Annotated in this window: 16 protein-coding genes; 6 read left to right on the top strand and 10 right to left on the bottom strand. The window is 63.0% G+C overall.

Annotated features, from left to right (window positions below):
• Window positions 1–4: 4 nt before the first annotated feature.
• A complete protein-coding gene (locus tag AC0L3B_RS30795; RefSeq protein WP_473381583.1) occupies window positions 5–766 on the bottom strand; it encodes an SDR family NAD(P)-dependent oxidoreductase in 762 nt (253 codons plus the stop codon).
• Window positions 767–978: 212 nt separating this feature from the next.
• Here AC0L3B_RS30795 and AC0L3B_RS30790 point away from each other — a divergent pair, with 212 nt between their 5' ends.
• Genes AC0L3B_RS30790 through AC0L3B_RS30770 form a run of 5 tightly spaced genes read left to right on the top strand, consistent with a single transcriptional unit; the run spans window position 979 to window position 6685 of the window.
• Window positions 979–1776 carry an alpha/beta fold hydrolase gene (locus tag AC0L3B_RS30790; RefSeq protein WP_473351741.1) on the top strand — a complete coding sequence of 266 codons (798 nt, stop codon included), beginning with the start codon at window positions 979–981 and terminating at the stop codon, window positions 1774–1776.
• A 12-nt stretch (window positions 1777–1788) separates the two neighbouring features.
• Window positions 1789–3078, top strand: a complete 1290-nt coding sequence (locus AC0L3B_RS30785) for an acyl-CoA dehydrogenase family protein (RefSeq protein ID WP_473351740.1) — start codon at window positions 1789–1791, stop codon at window positions 3076–3078.
• Window positions 3079–3080: 2 nt separating this feature from the next.
• Entirely contained in the window at window positions 3081–4604 is a 1524-nt protein-coding gene (locus tag AC0L3B_RS30780; RefSeq protein ID WP_473381582.1) for a class I adenylate-forming enzyme family protein, read from the top strand.
• Window positions 4601–5689: an NAD/NADP-dependent octopine/nopaline dehydrogenase family protein gene (locus AC0L3B_RS30775; RefSeq protein ID WP_247404963.1), complete on the top strand. Its 1089-nt coding sequence runs from the start codon at window positions 4601–4603 to the stop codon at window positions 5687–5689. The genes AC0L3B_RS30780 and AC0L3B_RS30775 overlap by 4 nt, the downstream gene beginning before the upstream one ends.
• A gap of 3 nt (window positions 5690–5692) precedes the next feature.
• The gene (locus AC0L3B_RS30770) at window positions 5693–6685 is read left to right on the top strand and encodes a 3-hydroxybutyryl-CoA dehydrogenase (RefSeq protein WP_247404966.1); all 993 of its coding nucleotides are present in this window, start codon (window positions 5693–5695) and stop codon (window positions 6683–6685) included.
• On the opposite strand, the gene AC0L3B_RS30765 is transcribed toward AC0L3B_RS30770, so the two are convergent.
• The 6 genes from AC0L3B_RS30765 to AC0L3B_RS30740 form a co-directional block, all read right to left on the bottom strand.
• Window positions 6682–7728 (bottom strand): 2,5-dihydroxypyridine 5,6-dioxygenase NicX family protein, encoded by a 1047-nt coding sequence (locus tag AC0L3B_RS30765; RefSeq protein WP_247485365.1) that lies wholly within the window; start codon window positions 7726–7728, stop codon window positions 6682–6684. The genes AC0L3B_RS30770 and AC0L3B_RS30765 overlap by 4 nt on opposite strands.
• A 36-nt stretch (window positions 7729–7764) precedes the next feature.
• On the bottom strand, window positions 7765–8532 hold the full coding sequence (locus AC0L3B_RS30760) for an ABC transporter permease (protein WP_085360111.1): 768 nt from the start codon (window positions 8530–8532) through the stop codon (window positions 7765–7767).
• A complete protein-coding gene (locus tag AC0L3B_RS30755) occupies window positions 8529–9314 on the bottom strand; it encodes an ABC transporter permease (RefSeq protein ID WP_317245949.1) in 786 nt (261 codons plus the stop codon). Before AC0L3B_RS30755 ends, AC0L3B_RS30760 begins: the two co-directional genes overlap by 4 nt.
• The gene (locus tag AC0L3B_RS30750) at window positions 9311–10156 is read right to left on the bottom strand and encodes an ABC transporter ATP-binding protein (protein ID WP_438286306.1); all 846 of its coding nucleotides are present in this window, start codon (window positions 10154–10156) and stop codon (window positions 9311–9313) included. Before AC0L3B_RS30750 ends, AC0L3B_RS30755 begins: the two co-directional genes overlap by 4 nt.
• Window positions 10157–10277: 121 nt before the next feature.
• Window positions 10278–11972, bottom strand: coding sequence for a dihydroxy-acid dehydratase (gene ilvD / locus AC0L3B_RS30745; protein ID WP_473381581.1), 1695 nt, complete (start codon window positions 11970–11972; stop codon window positions 10278–10280).
• A gap of 78 nt (window positions 11973–12050) precedes the next feature.
• Window positions 12051–13034, bottom strand: a complete 984-nt coding sequence (locus AC0L3B_RS30740; RefSeq protein ID WP_473381580.1) for an ABC transporter substrate-binding protein — start codon at window positions 13032–13034, stop codon at window positions 12051–12053.
• 121 nt (window positions 13035–13155) lie between these two features.
• Between AC0L3B_RS30740 and AC0L3B_RS30735 the strand changes: the two genes are divergently transcribed.
• A complete protein-coding gene (locus AC0L3B_RS30735; protein ID WP_473381579.1) occupies window positions 13156–14127 on the top strand; it encodes an NAD(P)-dependent oxidoreductase in 972 nt (323 codons plus the stop codon).
• Window positions 14128–14142: 15 nt separating this feature from the next.
• Here the strand turns inward: AC0L3B_RS30735 and AC0L3B_RS30730 are convergent, their stop codons facing one another.
• From AC0L3B_RS30730 to AC0L3B_RS30720, 3 genes are all read right to left on the bottom strand, one after another.
• Window positions 14143–14694: a flavin reductase family protein gene (locus AC0L3B_RS30730; RefSeq protein ID WP_085360120.1), complete on the bottom strand. Its 552-nt coding sequence runs from the start codon at window positions 14692–14694 to the stop codon at window positions 14143–14145.
• Between the two features lie 9 nt (window positions 14695–14703).
• Complete coding sequence (locus tag AC0L3B_RS30725; protein WP_473381578.1) at window positions 14704–15933, bottom strand: acyl-CoA dehydrogenase family protein; 1230 nt, start codon at window positions 15931–15933, stop codon at window positions 14704–14706.
• A 107-nt stretch (window positions 15934–16040) separates the two neighbouring features.
• The gene (locus AC0L3B_RS30720) at window positions 16041–17309 is read right to left on the bottom strand and encodes a CaiB/BaiF CoA transferase family protein (RefSeq protein ID WP_368507502.1); all 1269 of its coding nucleotides are present in this window, start codon (window positions 17307–17309) and stop codon (window positions 16041–16043) included.
• Window positions 17310–17410 lie beyond the last annotated feature (101 nt).

Raw genomic sequence — 17410 nt, 5'->3', positions numbered from 1 at the left:
CGCGCTAAATCTCACCACCGGCAACAGCGATCGCCTGCCCGGTGATTGCGCCGGCGCCCTCCCCGCACAGCCAGAGCACGGTATCCGCGACCTGCTGAGGAGAGATCAGTCGTCCCTGTGGATTATGCTTTGCGAGCTCGGCAATGGCCTGCTCGCGGCTACGCCCCGTCTTTTTCATGATGTTCTCGATGCTGCCGGCGACCAGATCGGTGTCGGTGAAACCGGGACACACCGCGTTGACGGTCACGTTGCTGCCGGCCGTTTCAATGGCGAGGGAACGCACGAGACCGACCACAGCGTGCTTGGCCGCGGTGTAAGCACTGACATAGGCGTATCCCTTGAGCCCCGCCGTGGACGCGATCGCGACGATACGACCATAGGGACGGTCCTTCATCCCGGGCAGCACCGCGCTGACAGCATGGACCACGCCCATGAAATTGACATCCAACATGCGCGCGAACAGGGCGCTGTCGGATTTGGAGAACGGCGCGGACTCGGCGCTTCCCGCGTTGGCGATCAGGATATCGATCGGCTTCCGCGCGCTCGCTTCAGAAATGGCGACTTTCATTGAGGTTTCGTCCGAGACGTCGGCGACGGCCGCAAAATGCGCTGCCCCTGCGCTGACAGCCTCTTCAAGCGTCGCAGCGTTCCGCCCAAGGACAGTCACCGTGGCACCGGCCTCGACGAGCGCTGCTGCGATGGCGCGACCGATGCCGCGACCGCCACCGGTCACCAGCGCGTGCGGCGAATGCGGTAATCCGGACATGCGCTGGCTTCCTTGCATTCTGCTGATCGCTCTCTCGATATATTTTAACCTTCAAATTTTTGCAAACAAAGCTCGACTCGGCCGCAACAGCCGCACGCCGGACCCCGGCCCGAAAATTGCTTTAAGTATAAAATTATCTCTTCCCATCCCTCACAGGCCTGTTAGCATCGAAGAGCCGAGCAAAAGGATGTCGCGTGTCGCAGCCTGCGCCAATGATAACAAAGGACGGCCGCTTCGCCTATGAAGCAGCGGGCGATCCGGGCGGGACACCTCTGATTTTCCTGCATGGCATCGGCGGTGCGGCACGGGCCTGGCGGCAGCAGCTTGCCACATTCGGTGACCGCTTCCACGCGATTGCATGGGACATGCCTGGCTATGGTGGGTCGGCATCGCTCCCCAGCGTCAGCATCGCTGCCCTGGCGGATGCGCTTCAGCGATTCATCGAGCAGCTTGGTGCTAGAAAGCCAATTCTGGTCGGGCATTCCATCGGCGGCATGATCGTCCAGAAATGGCTGGTGCACTCCCCAAACCTGGCGCGCGCGATCGTGCTGGCGCAGACCAGCCCGGCCTTCGGCAAGGCCGACGGCGATTGGCAGAAATCATTTATCGCCGCACGGCTCGGGCCGCTCGATCGCGGCGAAACGATGAAGTCGCTGGCGCCCTCGCTGGTGAAGGAACTCGTGGGCGACGATCCTGATCCCAGGGGAATGGAGCTTGCACGCGAGTGCATGGCAAGCGTGCCCGAGGCGAGCTATCGCGCCATGATGCTGGCGTTGATTGGCTTCGACCAACGCAGCACCCTCAAGGACATTTCCATCCCGACGCTGCTGCTGTCCGGCTCCAAGGACAACAACGCACCAGCCCCAATGATGGCGAAGACGGCGACCTACATTCCATCTGCCGAGTATGTCGAGTTGGCCGGTGTCGGCCATCTTGCAAACCTTGAGCGCCCCGATGCCTTTGGCGAGGCTCTCGGCCGGTTCCTGAACTCCGTTGCGATCAACACGTAGGATGACTGCGCAATGACCATGCAAGTCAGCAAGACCATCGGCGCGAGTGACAAGGTCGCGCTGGATGCACCGATCTTCGATCCCGTCGCATTCCGACTGAGCGACGAGCAGGCCGGCATCATCGCCCGGGCCCGCGAGATCGGCCAGAGCGTGTTCGCCGACCGCGCCGCGACTTACGATCGCGAGGCGATTTTCCCGTCCGAGAATTATCGCGACCTGCATCGCGTCGGCCTGCTCGGTATTGCCGTGCCCAAGAAGCATGGCGGGCTCGGAGCGAATTATCAAACCTACGCCCTCGCGGCAGCCGAAATCGGCCGCTATTGCGGCGCGACTGCGCTCACCTGGAACATGCATGTCTGCTCGACGCTGTGGTCGGGCCCGCTCGCCGACGATCTCGACATGGATGCAGAGACTCGCGCCGAGCACGAGCAGCGGCGCGCAGTCCACTACAAGCGCATCGTCGAGGATGGCGCGATCTATTCGCAGCCCTTCTCGGAGGGCGGTGCGGCAGCGGCAGGCGGCGTCGCTTTCGGCACGGAAGCACGGCCGATCGAGGGCGGCTGGATCGTCAACGGCAAGAAGATCTTTGCATCGCTCTCCGGCCATGCGGACTATTACGGCGTTCTCTGCACCGAGATCGAGGAAGGCGAGAAGGCTTCCCGCCGCAATACGCTTTACCTCGCCATTCCTGCAAAATCGGAAGGCGTTTCGGTCGTCGGCGACTGGGATCCGCTCGGCATGCGCGGAACAGTCTCGCGCACGCTGCTGTTCAAGGACGTGTTCGTGCCGGCAGATTCGGCGCTGATGCCGCGGGGCGTCTATTTCCAGGCCGCGATGCGCTGGCCGCATATGTTCCTGACGCTGTCGCCGACCTATATGGGCCTTGCGCAAGCCGCCTATGACTTCACCGTGCGATATTTGCGCGGCGAAGTACCAGGCATGCCGCCGGTCAAGCGCAGGATGTATCCGACCAAGCAGATTGCGGTCGCGCAGATGCAGATCAAGCTCGAGCAGATCAAGGCGATCTGGTTCCAGGCGGTCACCGAGGCGCGCGCCAATCCGAGCAAGGAGCAGGTGCTTCGCGCCTATGCCGCGCAATATTCGGTGATGGAGGGCGCCAATGAGCTCGCCGCGCTCGCGATCCGCACCTGTGGCGGTCAGGCCATGCTCCGCTCGCTGCCGCTCGAGCGGATCTATCGCGACAGCCGCTGCGGCTCGCTGATGCTGCCCTGGACAGCCGAGCTCTGCCTCGACCGGATCGGGCGCGAGGCGCTGTACGAGGCCGGCGAAACGGACGACTGACGGTGGATCTCTGCAGTCTGATCGATCGCAACGCGGCGTTCGCGCCAGACAAGACGGCCATTGCCTTCGAAGGCGAACGGTTGAGCTATGCAGCGTTCGCGGCACGCATCGAGCGGACGGCGGCGACATTGAAGCAGGAGCTCGGCGTAGGTTGGGGCGACCGCGTTGCGATCCTCAGCCTGAACCGGCCGGATTATCTGGTTCTGCTCTATGCCTGCGCGCGGCTCGGCGCGATGCTGGTGCCGCTGAACTGGCGGCTGGCTATAGCCGAGCAGCTTTTCATCCTTACCGATGCCGGCGCCAAGGTCCTGGTGCTCGAGCAGGCCTTTGAGGGAATTCTTGCCGAGCTCGAGGGCACTGCAATTGTCGGGCTCGATTTCGAGCCGCCTCGCGGTACGACGTTCGAAAACCTGTTGGCCCGAAGCCGGGGCACCGGCCGCAACCCGCACACCGATCTCTCCTGCCCGCTCCTCATTGTCTACACATCGGGAACGACCGGACGACCGAAAGGCGCGGTGCTGCGCCAGGAAGCGTTGTTCTGGAACGGCGTCATGAGCCAGCACATGCACAACATGACGTCCAATGACCATGTGCTGACGCTGCTGCCGTTCTTCCACGTCGGTGGCCTCAACATCCAGACCACGGCGGCGCTCCAGCTGGGTGCGATGGTCACGGTTCACGCGCGCTTCACGCCGGACACCGCGCTTGCAGCCATCGAACGGGAACGGCCGACCTTGACCGTGATGGTGCCGGCGATCATCCAGGCCGTAAGCGAGCATCCCGCCTGGACCACGACCGACCTTTCGTCACTCAAAGCCGTCGCGACCGGCTCGACTATCGTGCCGCCGCATCTGATCGACCGTTTCGTTGCTCGTGGCGTCCCGGTGCTCCAGGTCTACGGCTCGACGGAAACATGCCCCATTGCAGTCTACACCCGGCTTGGTGGCGATCTCTCGCGCGCGGGATCGACCGGACTTGCCGGCCTGTGCTGCGAAGCGAAAGTGATTGATCAGGCCGGCAACGAGGTGCCGGCGGGCGCACCGGGCGAGATCGCGGTGCGCGGCCCGAACGTGTTCTTCGAATATTGGGGCAATGCGGATGCCACGCGCGATGCGCTGCACGACGGCTGGTATCGTACCGGCGATATCGGCCTGTGCGACGCGGACGGCTATTTCTGGGTGCGCGACCGCAAGAAGAACATGATCATTTCCGGCGGTGAGAACGTCTATCCGGCGGAGGTCGAACGCGTCCTGCTCGAACATCCCGATGTCAGCGAATGCGCCGTGATCGGCCGGCCCGATCCACGCTGGGACGAGGTCCCCATCGCCTATGTGATCCCGCGATCCGGCTGTCGGCTCGAAGCAGACGCGTTGAAAGCGCATCTTCAGACACAACTCGCCCGCTACAAGGTTCCGCGCGACATCGTTTTCGTCACGGACCTGCCGCGCACAGCGCTCGGCAAGGTCCAGCATTTCCTGCTGAAGCAGCTTGATGCGCAATCGCGCGCGCAAGGAGAAGCATCTTGAAGATTGCGGTTCTGGGTGGGGGAAACGGCTCTTTCGCGGCCGCGGGCGATTTTGCGCTGTCAGGACATGAGGTCCGGCTCTGGCGCCGCGACGCGGATCAGGTCGCAGCACATCGCGCCGCCGGCTCGCGCATCCTGGTGAAGGATCATAACGGCCGTCACGACGTGAAATTGGCGCTGGTGACGACCGGCATCGCCGAGGCCGTCAAGGGCGTAGAGCTGATCCTGTGCCCCGCCCCCGCCTTCGCGCAGACTGATATCGCGCGCCTGCTTGCTCCACATCTGCGGGATGGACAGGTCGTGTTTCTGCCGCCGGCCACGTTCGGCTCGATGATCTTCGCCCAGGCTGCGCGGGATGCCGGCAACCACGCCAAGGCGTGCTTTGCCGAAACCGGGACCTTGCCCTGGCTGACCCGCAAGCACGGACCATTCGAGGTGGCGATCACCATCCGCGCCAAGCGACTGCCGGTCGGCGTTCTCCCGCTCGATCAGGCGCCGCGCGCACTTGAGGTGATCGGACAGGCTTTCCCCGGCGCGGTCGAGCCGTGCGGAGATGCTCTCTCCGGTGCGCTGATGAATGCAGGCCCGATTATCCATCCGCCGCTGATCGTGATGAATGCTGGCCCGATCGAGCATTTCGAGAAGTGGGACATCCACAAGGAAGGAACGCAAGCCGCGATTCGCCGTGTCACCGACGCGCTCGATGCCGAACGGATGGCCGTGCGTGAGGCGCTCGGGTATGGCGCACCGCATTTTCCGCTCGCCCATCACTATGCCAAGGAAGGCGAGATCTGGATGTATGGCCGCGGCTCGCACGACCGGCTGACCGATTCCGGCGACTGGCGCGAGCGGATCGTGCTGACTGAGCACCGCTACATGAGAGAGGATTTGCGGCTTGGGCTATCGCTGCTGGTCTCTGTCGCCGGCCTGGCGGGCGTGGCTACGCCGCTGGCCAAGGGATTTCTGGCCATCGGTGGCGCAATCTGCGGTGAGGATTTTACGCAAGGCGGCCGAACCCTCGAGACGCTGGGCCTCGGCAATCTCGACAAGGCCGCTTTGCAGACGCTTCTTCGCAAGGGATTTTGACCGATGACCAACCGAGCCACAATCGCCTGTCTCGGGGCCGGCCGCATGGGCCGCGGCATCGCCGTCGCGTTTGCTTATGCCGGGCATATGGTCACGATGATCGACATCAAGGCCCGTTCAGCCGAAGATTTCGCCAGGCTGGAGGCAGATGCGCTCGGCGAAGTCAGCAAGACCTTTGCCAACCTGGCGAAGCTGGGGCTACTGACCGAGGCGGATGTCGATCCGCTGATCGCGCGGGTCTCGGTGGTGCCGGCCAGCCAGAGCGATGCGGCACTGTCCGATGCCGGAATAGTCTTCGAAGGCGTCCCCGAGATCGTCGAGCTGAAGCGGGACGTGCTGGGGGCGGCCTCAAAACAAGTCGGCCCCGATACGATCATCGCATCGACGACGTCGACCATCCTCGTCGACGATCTCTCGGGCGCGATTGTGAATCCTCGCCGCTTCCTTAATGTGCACTGGCTCAATCCGGCCTATCTGATCCCGCTGGTCGAGGTTTCGCCAGGCAAAGCCACCGATCCAGGCATCATCGAGGCGGTCAAGGCGCTACTCGAAGGCATCGGCAAGGTCCCGGTGGTCTGCGCAGCGACTCCCGGCTTCATCGTCCCGCGCATCCAGGCGCTGGCAATGAACGAGGCTGCGCGCATGGTCGAAGAAGGCGTCGCCAGCGCAGAAGACATCGACAAGGCGATCCGCTACGGTTTCGGCTTCCGCTACGCCGTGCTTGGGCTGCTCGAATTCATCGACTGGGGTGGCGGCGACATTTTGTACTACGCCAGCCGCTATCTCGAGGGCGCACTCGGCAGCGACCGCTATCGTGCACCGGAGGTCATTTCGCGGAACATGCGCGACGGCCGGATCGGCCTGCGAACGGGCGCAGGCTTTCTGGATTATTCAGGTATGGACATCGACGCCTATCGGGCAAAACGGCTTCAGGCCATGGTCGACCTGCTCCGTCACTTTGACCTGGCTCGCCCGCCGGTGCTCGATCGGAACTAGCCGAAGACGTCCTGCAGCACCCCTTCACGCACCACGGCGGCCCCATCGAGCTCGATCGTCGTCCCCATCATCGGCAGATCGAAATGGCCCGCCGTGTAACGGCCGGCGAATTCGTTGGCACCGGTCGAGAACAGGAAGTTGCCGGAGACGGCACGGATTTCCGTGCCGTTGGTGTCGCGCTGGTCATACATCGACAGCGCCTCGTAGCGCGCGCCGGGATTCATGCCGAAGCCGACATGCGACACCGCATAGGCTTCCCGATCGCCCCAGGCGGCAAGATAGGCACGCATCATTGCGGCATCCGTGCCCTCGCCTTCCAGCTCGACAACATAATCGTCCTTCAGTGTCATCTTCACCGGCGAGGTCAGGTAACGCTTGAAGGTCAGGTTGATGTCGCCGGGCGCCATCACCAGCGTGCCGTTGATCGTTCCGCTCTTGGGGAAGCTGACGACGATGCCCCCGGGCCAATGCGCCAGCGTACCGGGCTTGTCCGTCCAGCCCCAAACGCCGACCGTGGACGCGCCGACCATATCGACGTCGAGCGCCGTGCCGGCTTTTGACGTCACCCGCATCCGCTTGGTCCCGCGCAGCATCTTCGCCGCCGCGCGAACGCGCTTCTCGAGCGCGGAATCCGGCACCATCCGCTCCAGCGCTTCGGGATGCTCGTTGGAGATCACCAGGATGCGCGCGCCGGCTTTGAGGATCTCGGGTGTCTCCACCGCATGCATCAGGCCCTCGATGGTGCAATCCACCACAAAGCCGGCCTGTTGAAGCGCGGTGATGACCGGGCCGAGCCGCTGGATCGCCTCGCTCGCCCCTGTCGAGCGAACCGGAACGATATTCCGGTTACGCGGGGTCGGCATGACCACGTGAAACGGTCGCGCGCCCAGGCGCAGCAGCGCGAGCTCCGCCAGGTGAACATTCAACGCACGTGACTGGGTTTCCGAGAGGATCGCCGCGGTATCACCCGCCTTCACCGCGCATCGCTCAAAAATCTCGCAAAATGCGTCGATCCATTTTGCTTCGATGCGATCAGCCAGCATGGTCTACTCCGGTCTTCTGGTTTCTTCTTCGTCACTTCATGCTTCGGGGAAACCCCGCAGCAGGTACGCGCGCACGGCCCCGAGCAGGCCATTCAGGATCAGGCCCAGCAGCGAGATCGTGATCAGCGGCACGAACATATCGACGGCCTGAAAGGTCCGGGCCGCCGTGACGAGCACATGTCCGAGCCCGTCACTCGACGTGATCATCTCGGCCAGAAACACCACGATGCAGGAAATGACAAGGCCGATCCGGCAACCGGTCAGGATCGACGGCATCGCCGCCGGCAGCACCACCTTAAACAGGATCTGATAGCGCGGCGTTCCCGCCGCCATGGCCGACCAGATCAGCTTCTGCTCCACCGTTGACGCGCCATAATAGGTAGACAACAAAATGGGAAAAAGTGCATCCGCCGCCACCAGGGTGATCTTCGATCCATGACCGAAGCCGAGCAGCAGCAGCAATGCTGGATAGAGCGCGACCTTGGGCAACGGCGCCAGCACGCGCACGATCGGCCGGACCACGGCGTTGATAGCCGGACTGGCGGCGGCGGCGATGCCGATGCTGACGCCGAGCACGACCGCAATCGCGAAGCCGGCAAACAACCGGATCAGGGTCGCCGCGATCTCCTGCTGAAACGTCCATGTCACGAGTTGCTGGAACAGCCTGCCGAAGACGTATCCCGGCGGCGGCAGCAAAACCGCAGGCGCGAAGCCAAATGATACGAGGCCCTGCCACAGCGCGATCACCAGCACGATCGGCGCGAGCCCAAGGATGATGCTGGTGGAGCGAAGCTGCGGCATCATGAGAAGCTCAAGGGCAAGTCGAACTGCGGTTCGGACCAGCGCACCAGCCTTGCGCGGACCCGCTCGAAGATTGCATCCAGGCAGATTCCCATCGCGCCGACGATGATGATCATCGCAAAGACGGTGTCGTATTGGCCCATGTCGAGTGCATTGAACAGGATGTTGCCGGCGCCGGACTGACGCGCGATCATCTCGCTGGTGATCATCGTGATCAGCGCCAGCACGAGTCCGGTGCGGCAACCGGTCAGAATTTCCGGCAGCGCCGCCGGCAATACGATCCGGACCAGCCGTTGCGCAGGCGAAAGCCCCATCGCCGCGCCCGACCATAGCATCTTCTCTTCCACCGCCCTGGCGCCCTCGAAGCTGTGATAGATCACGGGCAGGCTGACGCCGAGGAAGATCACCAGCGTCTTCGTGATGTCACCGACGCCGAGCCACAGCATGATGATCGGCATCAAGGCGGCCTTCGGCACCGGGTAGATCACCATCAGGAGCGGATTGAAGAAGGCCGCGACGGCCCGGCTGCGGCCCATCAACAGGCCGAGTGGGATCGAAACCGATACCGCTATGCCAAATCCGACCGCCATGCGGCGGAGCGAGGCCAGGATGTTGATCAGAGATTCCCTGTCACCAAGAATGTCCGGAATCGCCCGAATTGCTTCGATCGCCGTCGGAAAGCTGTCATTCTTCAACGCGAGGGACGCCGCCTGCCAGATCGCGAGCAATCCGATGCAGGCAAGCACCGGGGCAGCCCGTCTCGCCAAGGCGGAGGGCGATATCATGAGGGAGACCCGACAGGGTCGGTCTCGTCGAACATCCGCTCGATATCGACGACGTATTTCTGGTAGCGAGGGTCCAGCAGCAGCTCGCTGCGGCGGCGCGGCCGCGGCAGATCGATGTCGATCACCTCGCGGATGCGGCCGGGCGATTTCGACATCATCACGACCTTGTCCGAGAGGAAAACTGCTTCGTCGACCGAATGCGTGACGAACAGCACCGTCTTGCGATCACGCTCCCAGATGTTCAACAGGTCGTTCTGCAGCCGCGTTCGCGTGTGAGCATCGAGCGCGCCGAACGGCTCGTCCATCAAAAGAACCTCAGGATGGTAAGCAAGCGTTCGAGCCAATGCCACGCGCTGCTTCATGCCGCCGGACAGTTCCTTGGGATAGAAGTTCTCATAGCCCTTGAGCCCGACCATTTCGATCAAAGCCCGGCTCTGTGCTTCCGCCTCGGTGGTGCGCACGCCCTGCTGGCGAGGGCCGTACATCACGTTGCCCAGCACGGTCTTCCACGGAAACAACGCGAACTCCTGGAACACCGGACCGCGATCCGGCCCTGGTCCCGTGATCGTCCGTCCCCTGATCTTTGCTGAGCCGCTGGTCGGGCTGACGAAGCCGCCGACGACGTAAAGCAATGTCGACTTGCCGCAGCCGGACGGACCAAGGATGGAGACGAAGGCTCCCTCCTCGATCGCCAGCGAGATGTCCGATAGCGCCACATGGTCCTTGCGCGCCGAGGTCTGAAATACCTGCGAGACGCTCTCGATCTCGATGATTGCAGAAGCCGGTTTTTGCGGCGTCACCGGTCTCATCCATTCGCTCGATCTCGAAGGCACTACCTTCATCCCGTCTCACTTCATTCGCGCGAACCCTGCGCAACAGGCTTGCTGAACATGCTCCGTCAGCGACGCGAGCTTAGCAAGAAACTTGCCAGACCACGGGCTTTTTGGGGCCAGCTTCGCCGCGTCATCCGAACCAGGGCCATTCTGCCGGGCCCTCATGCGTGACGGCTCCGCCCGGTGCCTGGCCAACCAATCGCGCATATTTGGCGAGGGCACCGGCACGGTGACGAGGCGGACGCGGCTTCCAATCGTGTCGGCGAGCAGCGAGTTCCTGCTCGTCGATCAGCATGTCCATCCGCCGGTTCGCGGCATCAATCCGAATCCTGTCGCCATCGCGTACCAGCGCCAGCGGACCGCCGACGAAGGCCTCGGGAGACACATAGCCGATGCACATTCCTCGCGTGGCGCCGGAGAACCGTCCATCCGTGATCAGGGCCACCTTCTCGCCCATGCCCTGGCCATAGATCAGCGCGGTGACGCCGAGCATTTCGCGCATGCCGGGGCCACCCACCGGCCCTTCATTGCGGATCACAAGCACATCGCCCGCCTTGTAGCTGCGGTCGCGAACCGCTGCGACACAAGCTTCTTCGTCTTCGAAGATGCGCGCCACGCCTTCGAACAACTGGCTCTTCAGCCCCGCAACCTTGATTACCGCACCATCAGGGCAGAGGTTTCCCTTCAGCACTGCCACACCGCCATCTGGCATGATCGGCGCGCGAGCCGCGTAAACGACCTCTCCGTCAGGAGGGTTGGCGGCGCCATACTCTTCGGCAAGTGTACGGCCCGTGATCGACAGGCAACTGCCATCAATATGCCCGCTCTGGATCAGTTCCCGGATCACCACGGCAGCGCCGCCGACGTCGTAGACATCCTTCGCCGTATATTTGCCTCCAGGCCGCAGGTTTCCGATCAGCGGCGTCCTGGCAAAAACCTCGCCGACATCGTCGATCGTGAATGCGATCCCGGCCTCGTTCGCAATCGCCGGCAGATGCAGCGCAGCATTGGTCGAACCGCCCGTGGCAGCCACGATCGCCGCACCGTTTTCCAGGGATTTCCGCGTCACGACGTCGCGCGGCAACGGCCCGCCGCGCTCCAGCATCTCCATGATGAGGCGGCCGGCCCGCTTGGATATCTGCGCGCGCTCGGCATAGACACCCGGCACCATCGACACATTGGGAATGGTGAGGCCCATCGCCTCCGACACCATCCCCATGGTGTTGGCAGTGAATTGGCCGGCGCACGCGCCGATGGTCGGCAGGCAGGCCCGCTCGATCCGCTCGAGCGTGGCGCCGTCGATCTCTCCAGTCATGAAGCTGCCGACAGCCTCGTAGGAGTCGAGCACGGTGAGGGTCTGCCCGTCCATGCGGCCCGGCAGCGCGCTGCCGCCATAGATGAAAATGGACGGGACGTTGCAACGGACCATGCCCATCATCACGCCGGGAAGCGTCTTGTCGCATCCACCGTATCCGATCAGTGCATCGTAGGCGAGACCATGGACCACGGCTTCGATCGAGTCGGCGATCAGCTCCCGCGAAAAAAGGGAGAACTTCATCCCTTCGTGATTCATGCTGATACCGTCGGAAACCGACACGGTCGAAAACTCGCGCGGCGTGCCGCCGGCCTCTTCGATACCGATCTTGGCCGCTGCGACCTGAAAGTCGTGCGTCATGTTGCAGGGCGTCTGCTCGCCCTTCATGCTGACGACGCCGACCATCGGCTTGGCAATCGCAGCGTCGTCGAGCCCCATGGCGCGCATGAACGCGCGGTGCGGAGCCCGGTCGAGGCCATCCGTCGTGATCCGAGATCGGAGCTTCTTCATACGTGCATCTTCTTCATGCAACGTCCCGGATCATCCTGGACGCGGCGACGTTCTCGCTCGGTTCATTCGCCCGATCGCCTATTGCAGCGGAGCGACAATCGTCGAATGCTTGAATTGCTTGACATCCAATTTTGGCAGCATCCCTGTCTCCGCGTAGATGTCCAGCATCTTCTGGATCGCGGGGAAATTCGGTGCCGCGCCCGGATCGCGGCCGAAATCGTTGTCCTTAAGCAGATAGGTCTCGAGAACCGGAATAGGTGCCTTCAGAACTTCGTTGACGACCTTCAACGTCTCTTCGCGGTTCGCCAGCGCTTTCTTCATGCCGGAGGTAATGTCACGCACATAAGCCTTGACCAGTTCCGGGTTCTTGTCGACGAAATCGGCACGGCAGGCTTCCAGAATGTGCACGATGTTCGGCATCGCCTGCGACAGCGAGAACAGTTTGCGCGTGCCGCCCTTTGCCTCCGCGCGCGCGGCAAATGGCTGGTTCATGTTGACCGCATCGACGCGGCCCTGCCGCAACGCATCTTCGGAGACGGCAAAGCCGACCTCGACCAGCTTGATGTCCTTGGCCGGATCGATGCCATTCTGCTTCAGCAACAGATTGAACGGGCCTTGGGTGCCGCCGCCGATCACGGAGATTCCGACCGTCTTGCCTTTGAGATCGGCGATCGTCTTGATCGGGGAGTCGTCCATGACAGCCCAGTAGACCGAGAAACCACCGGCCTTCTCGAAGACATGCTGCGCCACGATGTAGGCCTTGAGGTTGCCGCCAACCACGCCGTTGGCGAGCGACAGCGGCGCCTGGGTCGCGCAATCCAGCGCGCCCGCCGCCAACGCCTGCGTCATCGGAGCGGTGCCCTGAAACTGGGTCCATTCGATGTTGTAGGCCTTGCCGATGTTGGGAAACTCAGCCGGGCGGCGCATCATCCAGTATTTGGATTCCTCGGCCGGAATCGTCCAGCCGACGCGAATTGTCTGCTGTGCCCATGACGAGCCTGCGCTCGCGCTCACGGCCGCTGCCGCCCCCAAAGCCAGGATCCACTTCGAAACGGTTCGCATCGTGCCCACTCCGCTGCCCGGGCGCCGACCGGCGCCATCCAACCCGACCGCGGCAAATGTTTCATGGTTCAAACAATCAAGCAAGCCATGCAGGCGGGGCGGTTTCGTCGTGAGTTACGCCATGTATGGTAGTGCAGCGTCGCGCGGCGGCAGATGGAGGCAACCTATGGCTGAAGCGAGCAAGACAAACCCGCAAGGCGTCGAGCGGCTCGGCTATCTCGGCCTTGGACTGATGGGGACACCGATGAGCCGGCGCCTGCTCAACGCCGGCCATCAGATCACTGTCTGGAACCGGTCGGAAGGGAAGATGGCCGCGCTCGTCGAAGCCGGTGCCAGGCGCGCAGCCACGCCCCGTGACTTGATGGAGAGCTCGGACATCGTCTTCATGTGCGTGACGGATGCGGCTGCCGTGGAAGAGGTGATCTTCGGGCCCGAGAGCATCTCAACTGCGCCCGGCGCGGGCAAGCTCGTGGTCGACTTCTCGTCGATCCATCCTGACGCCGCACGAGACCTTGCAACGCGATTGTTAGCTGCGAACGGCGCGGGCTGGATCGATGCGCCCGTGTCCGGTGGCACCAAGGGCGCCGAGGAAGGCACGCTTGCCATCATGGCCGGCGGAAAAGCAGGCGATATCGAGCGGGTCCGCCCCTACGTGCTCGCCATGGCACGCAGGTTCACCCACATGGGCCCGACCGGCGCGGGGCAGACCACAAAGCTGTGCAACCAGGTGATCGTCGGATGCGCGATGGCCGTTCTTGCCGAGGCAACACGCCTTGCCGTGAACGCCGGAATCGATGCCAACCGGTTGCCCGAAGCACTCGCCGGCGGCTTCGCGGACTCCATTCCGCTGCAGCTGTTCGTGCCGCGGATGGTCCAGGGCATTCACTCACCGCCGCTTGGTCATATCGCCACGATGCTCAAGGACCTCGATACGGTCGCCGATGTCGCGCGGACGACGTCGACGCCGGTGCCCATGGCCTCGCTTGCCGGACAACTTTTCAGGCTCGCCAAGGCCGCGCGAGGCGCGGATGCGGACGCGCTCGAAATCTACAAGCTTTCGGCGGGGAGCGCTGAACCGTTCACCGCGAGCTGAGCACGCTTGGAGTGACTACTTGCGCTCGTCGGCAAGAAATCGGCCAAACGCACCTCGCGCGAAGAGCAGCGGCTCCTTCGCATCGTAAGTATAGGCCTCGACCGCGCCGAGAAAGATCACGTGGTCGCCGCCGTAATAGCGATTGACCGAGCGGCATTGAAAATTGGCGACGCTCTCGGCGAGCACCGGCGCGTTGCCGAGGCCCGGCGTCCACTCGACCCCGGTGAACTTGTCATCAGACGACTTGGCGAATTTGCTCGCAAGCGCCTGTTGCGAAACGCCAAGAACGTTGACCGTGAAATGACTGGCGTTCTGGAAGATGGTCAGACTAGAGGAATAGACGACGAGGCTCCAAAGAACCAGCGGCGGATTCAGCGAGACCGAGGCGAACGAATTGCACGTCAGGCCATAGGGCTTGCCGTCGGGAGCCGCGGCCGTGATGATCGTCACGCCCGTGGCGTAGGTGCCGAGCGCGCTGCGAAAATCGCGGGGATCGATCGGCGAGCTGTCGCTCGCGAGTTCGTTGGCCGGATCGGGAACGGCCGGCTGCTTCGGCAGATCATTCATCGGCCGGCCTCACAGCGTGAGATTCTCGGACGGCAGGCCCAACGCCACGCGTCCATAATTGGTCCCGGCCGCATCGAAATTGAACGCGAGATGCGAGTTGATCGCGTGCGCATCGCGGAACTGCCGCTGCAACGCGCCCGTCGTGAACAGGCCCCGTGCTCCGCTCGCGGCAAACAGCATCGACACCGCATCCGTGCAGAAGTTCACTGAAAAGGCGCCGTCGCGCCGATATCGGGTCTTGGTCGCCATATCGGGGATATGACCCCGCCTTGCATCCTCCATGGCATTCAGACAGGCCGAGCGCATGATCAGGCGTGCAGCGTCGATCTTCGCCGACGCCTCCGCGATCTTGATCTGGGTGCTTTGAAAGTCGCTCAGCCTGGCGTGGTTGTAGGTGGAAATGCGATGACGGACGACCTCCGCATAATCGTCGAGACACGCCTGCGCGTTCCCCAGCGCGACGCCGGAGAGAACGTAGGGAAACAGCGAGAACACCGGGAGCGCATACAGCGGGTTGGGATTGAGCTTGCTTCCCGGAGTCGGACCGCCGTCAAGATCGCCGACCGCGACTGTCATGTCGTCGGGCACGAAAGCGTCCCTGACCTCCACGTCGCAGGACCCTGTCCCGCGCAGCCCCGCGACATTCCATGTGTCGAGGACCTTGTAGTCGGCTTTCGGCAGCAGAAATATCCGATACTCGATGCCGTCTGCCTCATCGTCGGAGTAGACCACGCTTGCAAGCATGTTCCACGCGCAGGAGGCAACGCCCGAGGAGAACGGCCAGCTGCCGTGGAGCCGGTATCCGCCCTCAACTCGCGTGGCACGTCCGGCCGGAAAAATGAACGAGGACGCGATCAGCGTGTCCGGATCACGACTCCAGACCAGATCCTGCGCCGTCGGCTCGAACATGCCGAGCATCCAATGATGGCTCGCCAGATTGGCCAGATTCCATGCCACCGAGGCGTCCGCTTGTCCGAGCAGGTCCGCGCAATCGATCAAGGCGACATAATCGAGTTCTGCGCCGCCAATGCGCTTGGGCTGAAGCATCCGGAACAGGCCCGCGTCGTGCAGATCCTTCTCGGTTTCCGGCGGCAGATGCCGCAACTCCTCCGTCCGCGCCGCCCGCTCCCGCAGCCGTGGGACGAGCGCCCGGGCCTTCGCGATCATTGCCGCATAGGCAGGTTCATCGGATTGCACCGCCGCGGGCCGGCCCACGCTCGGCTCTTGACCAGGCGCCATTCGTATCCCTCGCTTTCATGCATTTATGCGGCGAGACCCTTGCCAAATCAAGCGGATGCAGCGCTAAGGCGCGATTTGCACGTCCCAAGGGAACGACCGCTTGGTGCTCAAACCTGCACCGATGACTTGCCCGATCCAAAAGCCCCCTTTTGGTTGAACTCCAAGATCCGACGCTCGTCGTAACCGAGCGTATCACTCAAGACCTGCTCCGTGTGCTCGCCCAGCAATGGAGCAGCCACAGGATCAATCGAGCCGGTCAAGCTCATGGTAATCGGCGGCTCGATGTTCGGGACCCACTCTGCCGTACGATGTGGAATCCGGTTCAAGCGATGGCGCTCTCGCGCCTCCGGTGCATTGAACCCCTCCTCGACCGTCCGGAGATAGCCGACCGGGATATTGGCCAGCTTCATCTTCGCCATCCAGTTCTCGAGGGTATCGCTTGCAAAGACCTCCGCGATGGCTGCTCGCAGAAGTTCCTTGTGCTCGGAGCGGGCTTTGCGCGTTGCAAACTGCGGATCGGTGATGAGATCGGGCCGGTTCAGCACCTCAACAACGAGCCGGCGATAGAGCCGGTCGTTCGCGCAGGCCATGTAAAGCGGTCCATCGGAGGCCTCGTACACGCCGACGGTAGGAGAGCCACTCGGCGAATTACCAAACCGGCCGGGGTTTTCGCCGTTGATCAGATAGGCCATGCCATAGAAACCGGTCATGCCCATCGCGACGTCGAACAGGGCGACCTCGACATGCTGGCCGTGACCGAGTCGATCCCGCGCCAACAGCGCCATCAGGATGGCGTTGCAGGCAGACATCCCCGTCGCCATGTCCACGATCGGAGGGCCGGTGCGAACCGCCGGGCCATCGGCAAATCCGTTGAGCGACATGAAGCCGCTTTCCGCCTGCGTGATCGGATCAAAGCCGGGACGCGAGGCAAACGGCCCGGTGCGCCCGTAGGCGGAGATCGAGCAATAGACCAGCCGCGGATTGAGCGGCGCAACAGCTTCATAGTCCAGGCCAAATTTCTTCATGACCCCGCTGGAGAAGTTCTCGACGACCACGTCGGCCTTGCGAATCAAGTCCAGCGCGATCTCACGAGCCTCGGGCACGGTAAGGTCGAGCGTGATGCCACGCTTGTTGCGATTGAGGCTCAGATAGGCAGCACTCTCTCCACCGATCTCGGCGTGTTCATACGCACGCGTGTCATCGCCTCCGTCTGGATTCTCGATCTTGATGACGTGCGCGCCGAAATCAGCAAGCGTCTGCGTACAGGCCGGGCCGGCAACCACACGCGTGAAATCGACGACCAGCAGACCATCGAGCGCGGTAGGCGCGCCCGTCGCCCGCGACGAACGTTCCGGCAATTGAGGCTTGGTGGGCATCGACGGCGCTCCCTTACATCGGCTTATGGTTGCCGAATTTCCCGCAGGAGCAAACTTAAAGCCCGGCACCGCTGAATTCGCAAGTGCTCCGCCCGCATCGC

Source organism: Bradyrhizobium sp. Kon56, assembly GCF_055807635.1.
This window is presented reverse-complemented; position numbering and strand designations above follow the sequence as displayed.

Coding starts and splice junctions, on each gene's coding strand:
- AC0L3B_RS30795 (WP_473381583.1), bottom strand. CDS start 766: ATGTCCGGATTACCGCATTCGCCGCACGCGCTGGTGACCGGTGGCGGT.
- AC0L3B_RS30790 (WP_473351741.1), top strand. CDS start 979: ATGATAACAAAGGACGGCCGCTTCGCCTATGAAGCAGCGGGCGATCCG.
- AC0L3B_RS30785 (WP_473351740.1), top strand. CDS start 1,789: ATGACCATGCAAGTCAGCAAGACCATCGGCGCGAGTGACAAGGTCGCG.
- AC0L3B_RS30770 (WP_247404966.1), top strand. CDS start 5,693: ATGACCAACCGAGCCACAATCGCCTGTCTCGGGGCCGGCCGCATGGGC.
- AC0L3B_RS30765 (WP_247485365.1), bottom strand. CDS start 7,728: ATGCTGGCTGATCGCATCGAAGCAAAATGGATCGACGCATTTTGCGAG.
- AC0L3B_RS30760 (WP_085360111.1), bottom strand. CDS start 8,532: ATGATGCCGCAGCTTCGCTCCACCAGCATCATCCTTGGGCTCGCGCCG.
- AC0L3B_RS30755 (WP_317245949.1), bottom strand. CDS start 9,314: ATGATATCGCCCTCCGCCTTGGCGAGACGGGCTGCCCCGGTGCTTGCC.
- AC0L3B_RS30750 (WP_438286306.1), bottom strand. CDS start 10,156: ATGAAGGTAGTGCCTTCGAGATCGAGCGAATGGATGAGACCGGTGACG.
- ilvD (WP_473381581.1), bottom strand. CDS start 11,972: ATGAAGAAGCTCCGATCTCGGATCACGACGGATGGCCTCGACCGGGCT.
- AC0L3B_RS30740 (WP_473381580.1), bottom strand. CDS start 13,034: ATGCGAACCGTTTCGAAGTGGATCCTGGCTTTGGGGGCGGCAGCGGCC.
- AC0L3B_RS30735 (WP_473381579.1), top strand. CDS start 13,156: ATGTATGGTAGTGCAGCGTCGCGCGGCGGCAGATGGAGGCAACCTATG.
- AC0L3B_RS30730 (WP_085360120.1), bottom strand. CDS start 14,694: ATGAATGATCTGCCGAAGCAGCCGGCCGTTCCCGATCCGGCCAACGAA.
- AC0L3B_RS30725 (WP_473381578.1), bottom strand. CDS start 15,933: ATGGCGCCTGGTCAAGAGCCGAGCGTGGGCCGGCCCGCGGCGGTGCAA.
- AC0L3B_RS30720 (WP_368507502.1), bottom strand. CDS start 17,309: ATGCCCACCAAGCCTCAATTGCCGGAACGTTCGTCGCGGGCGACGGGC.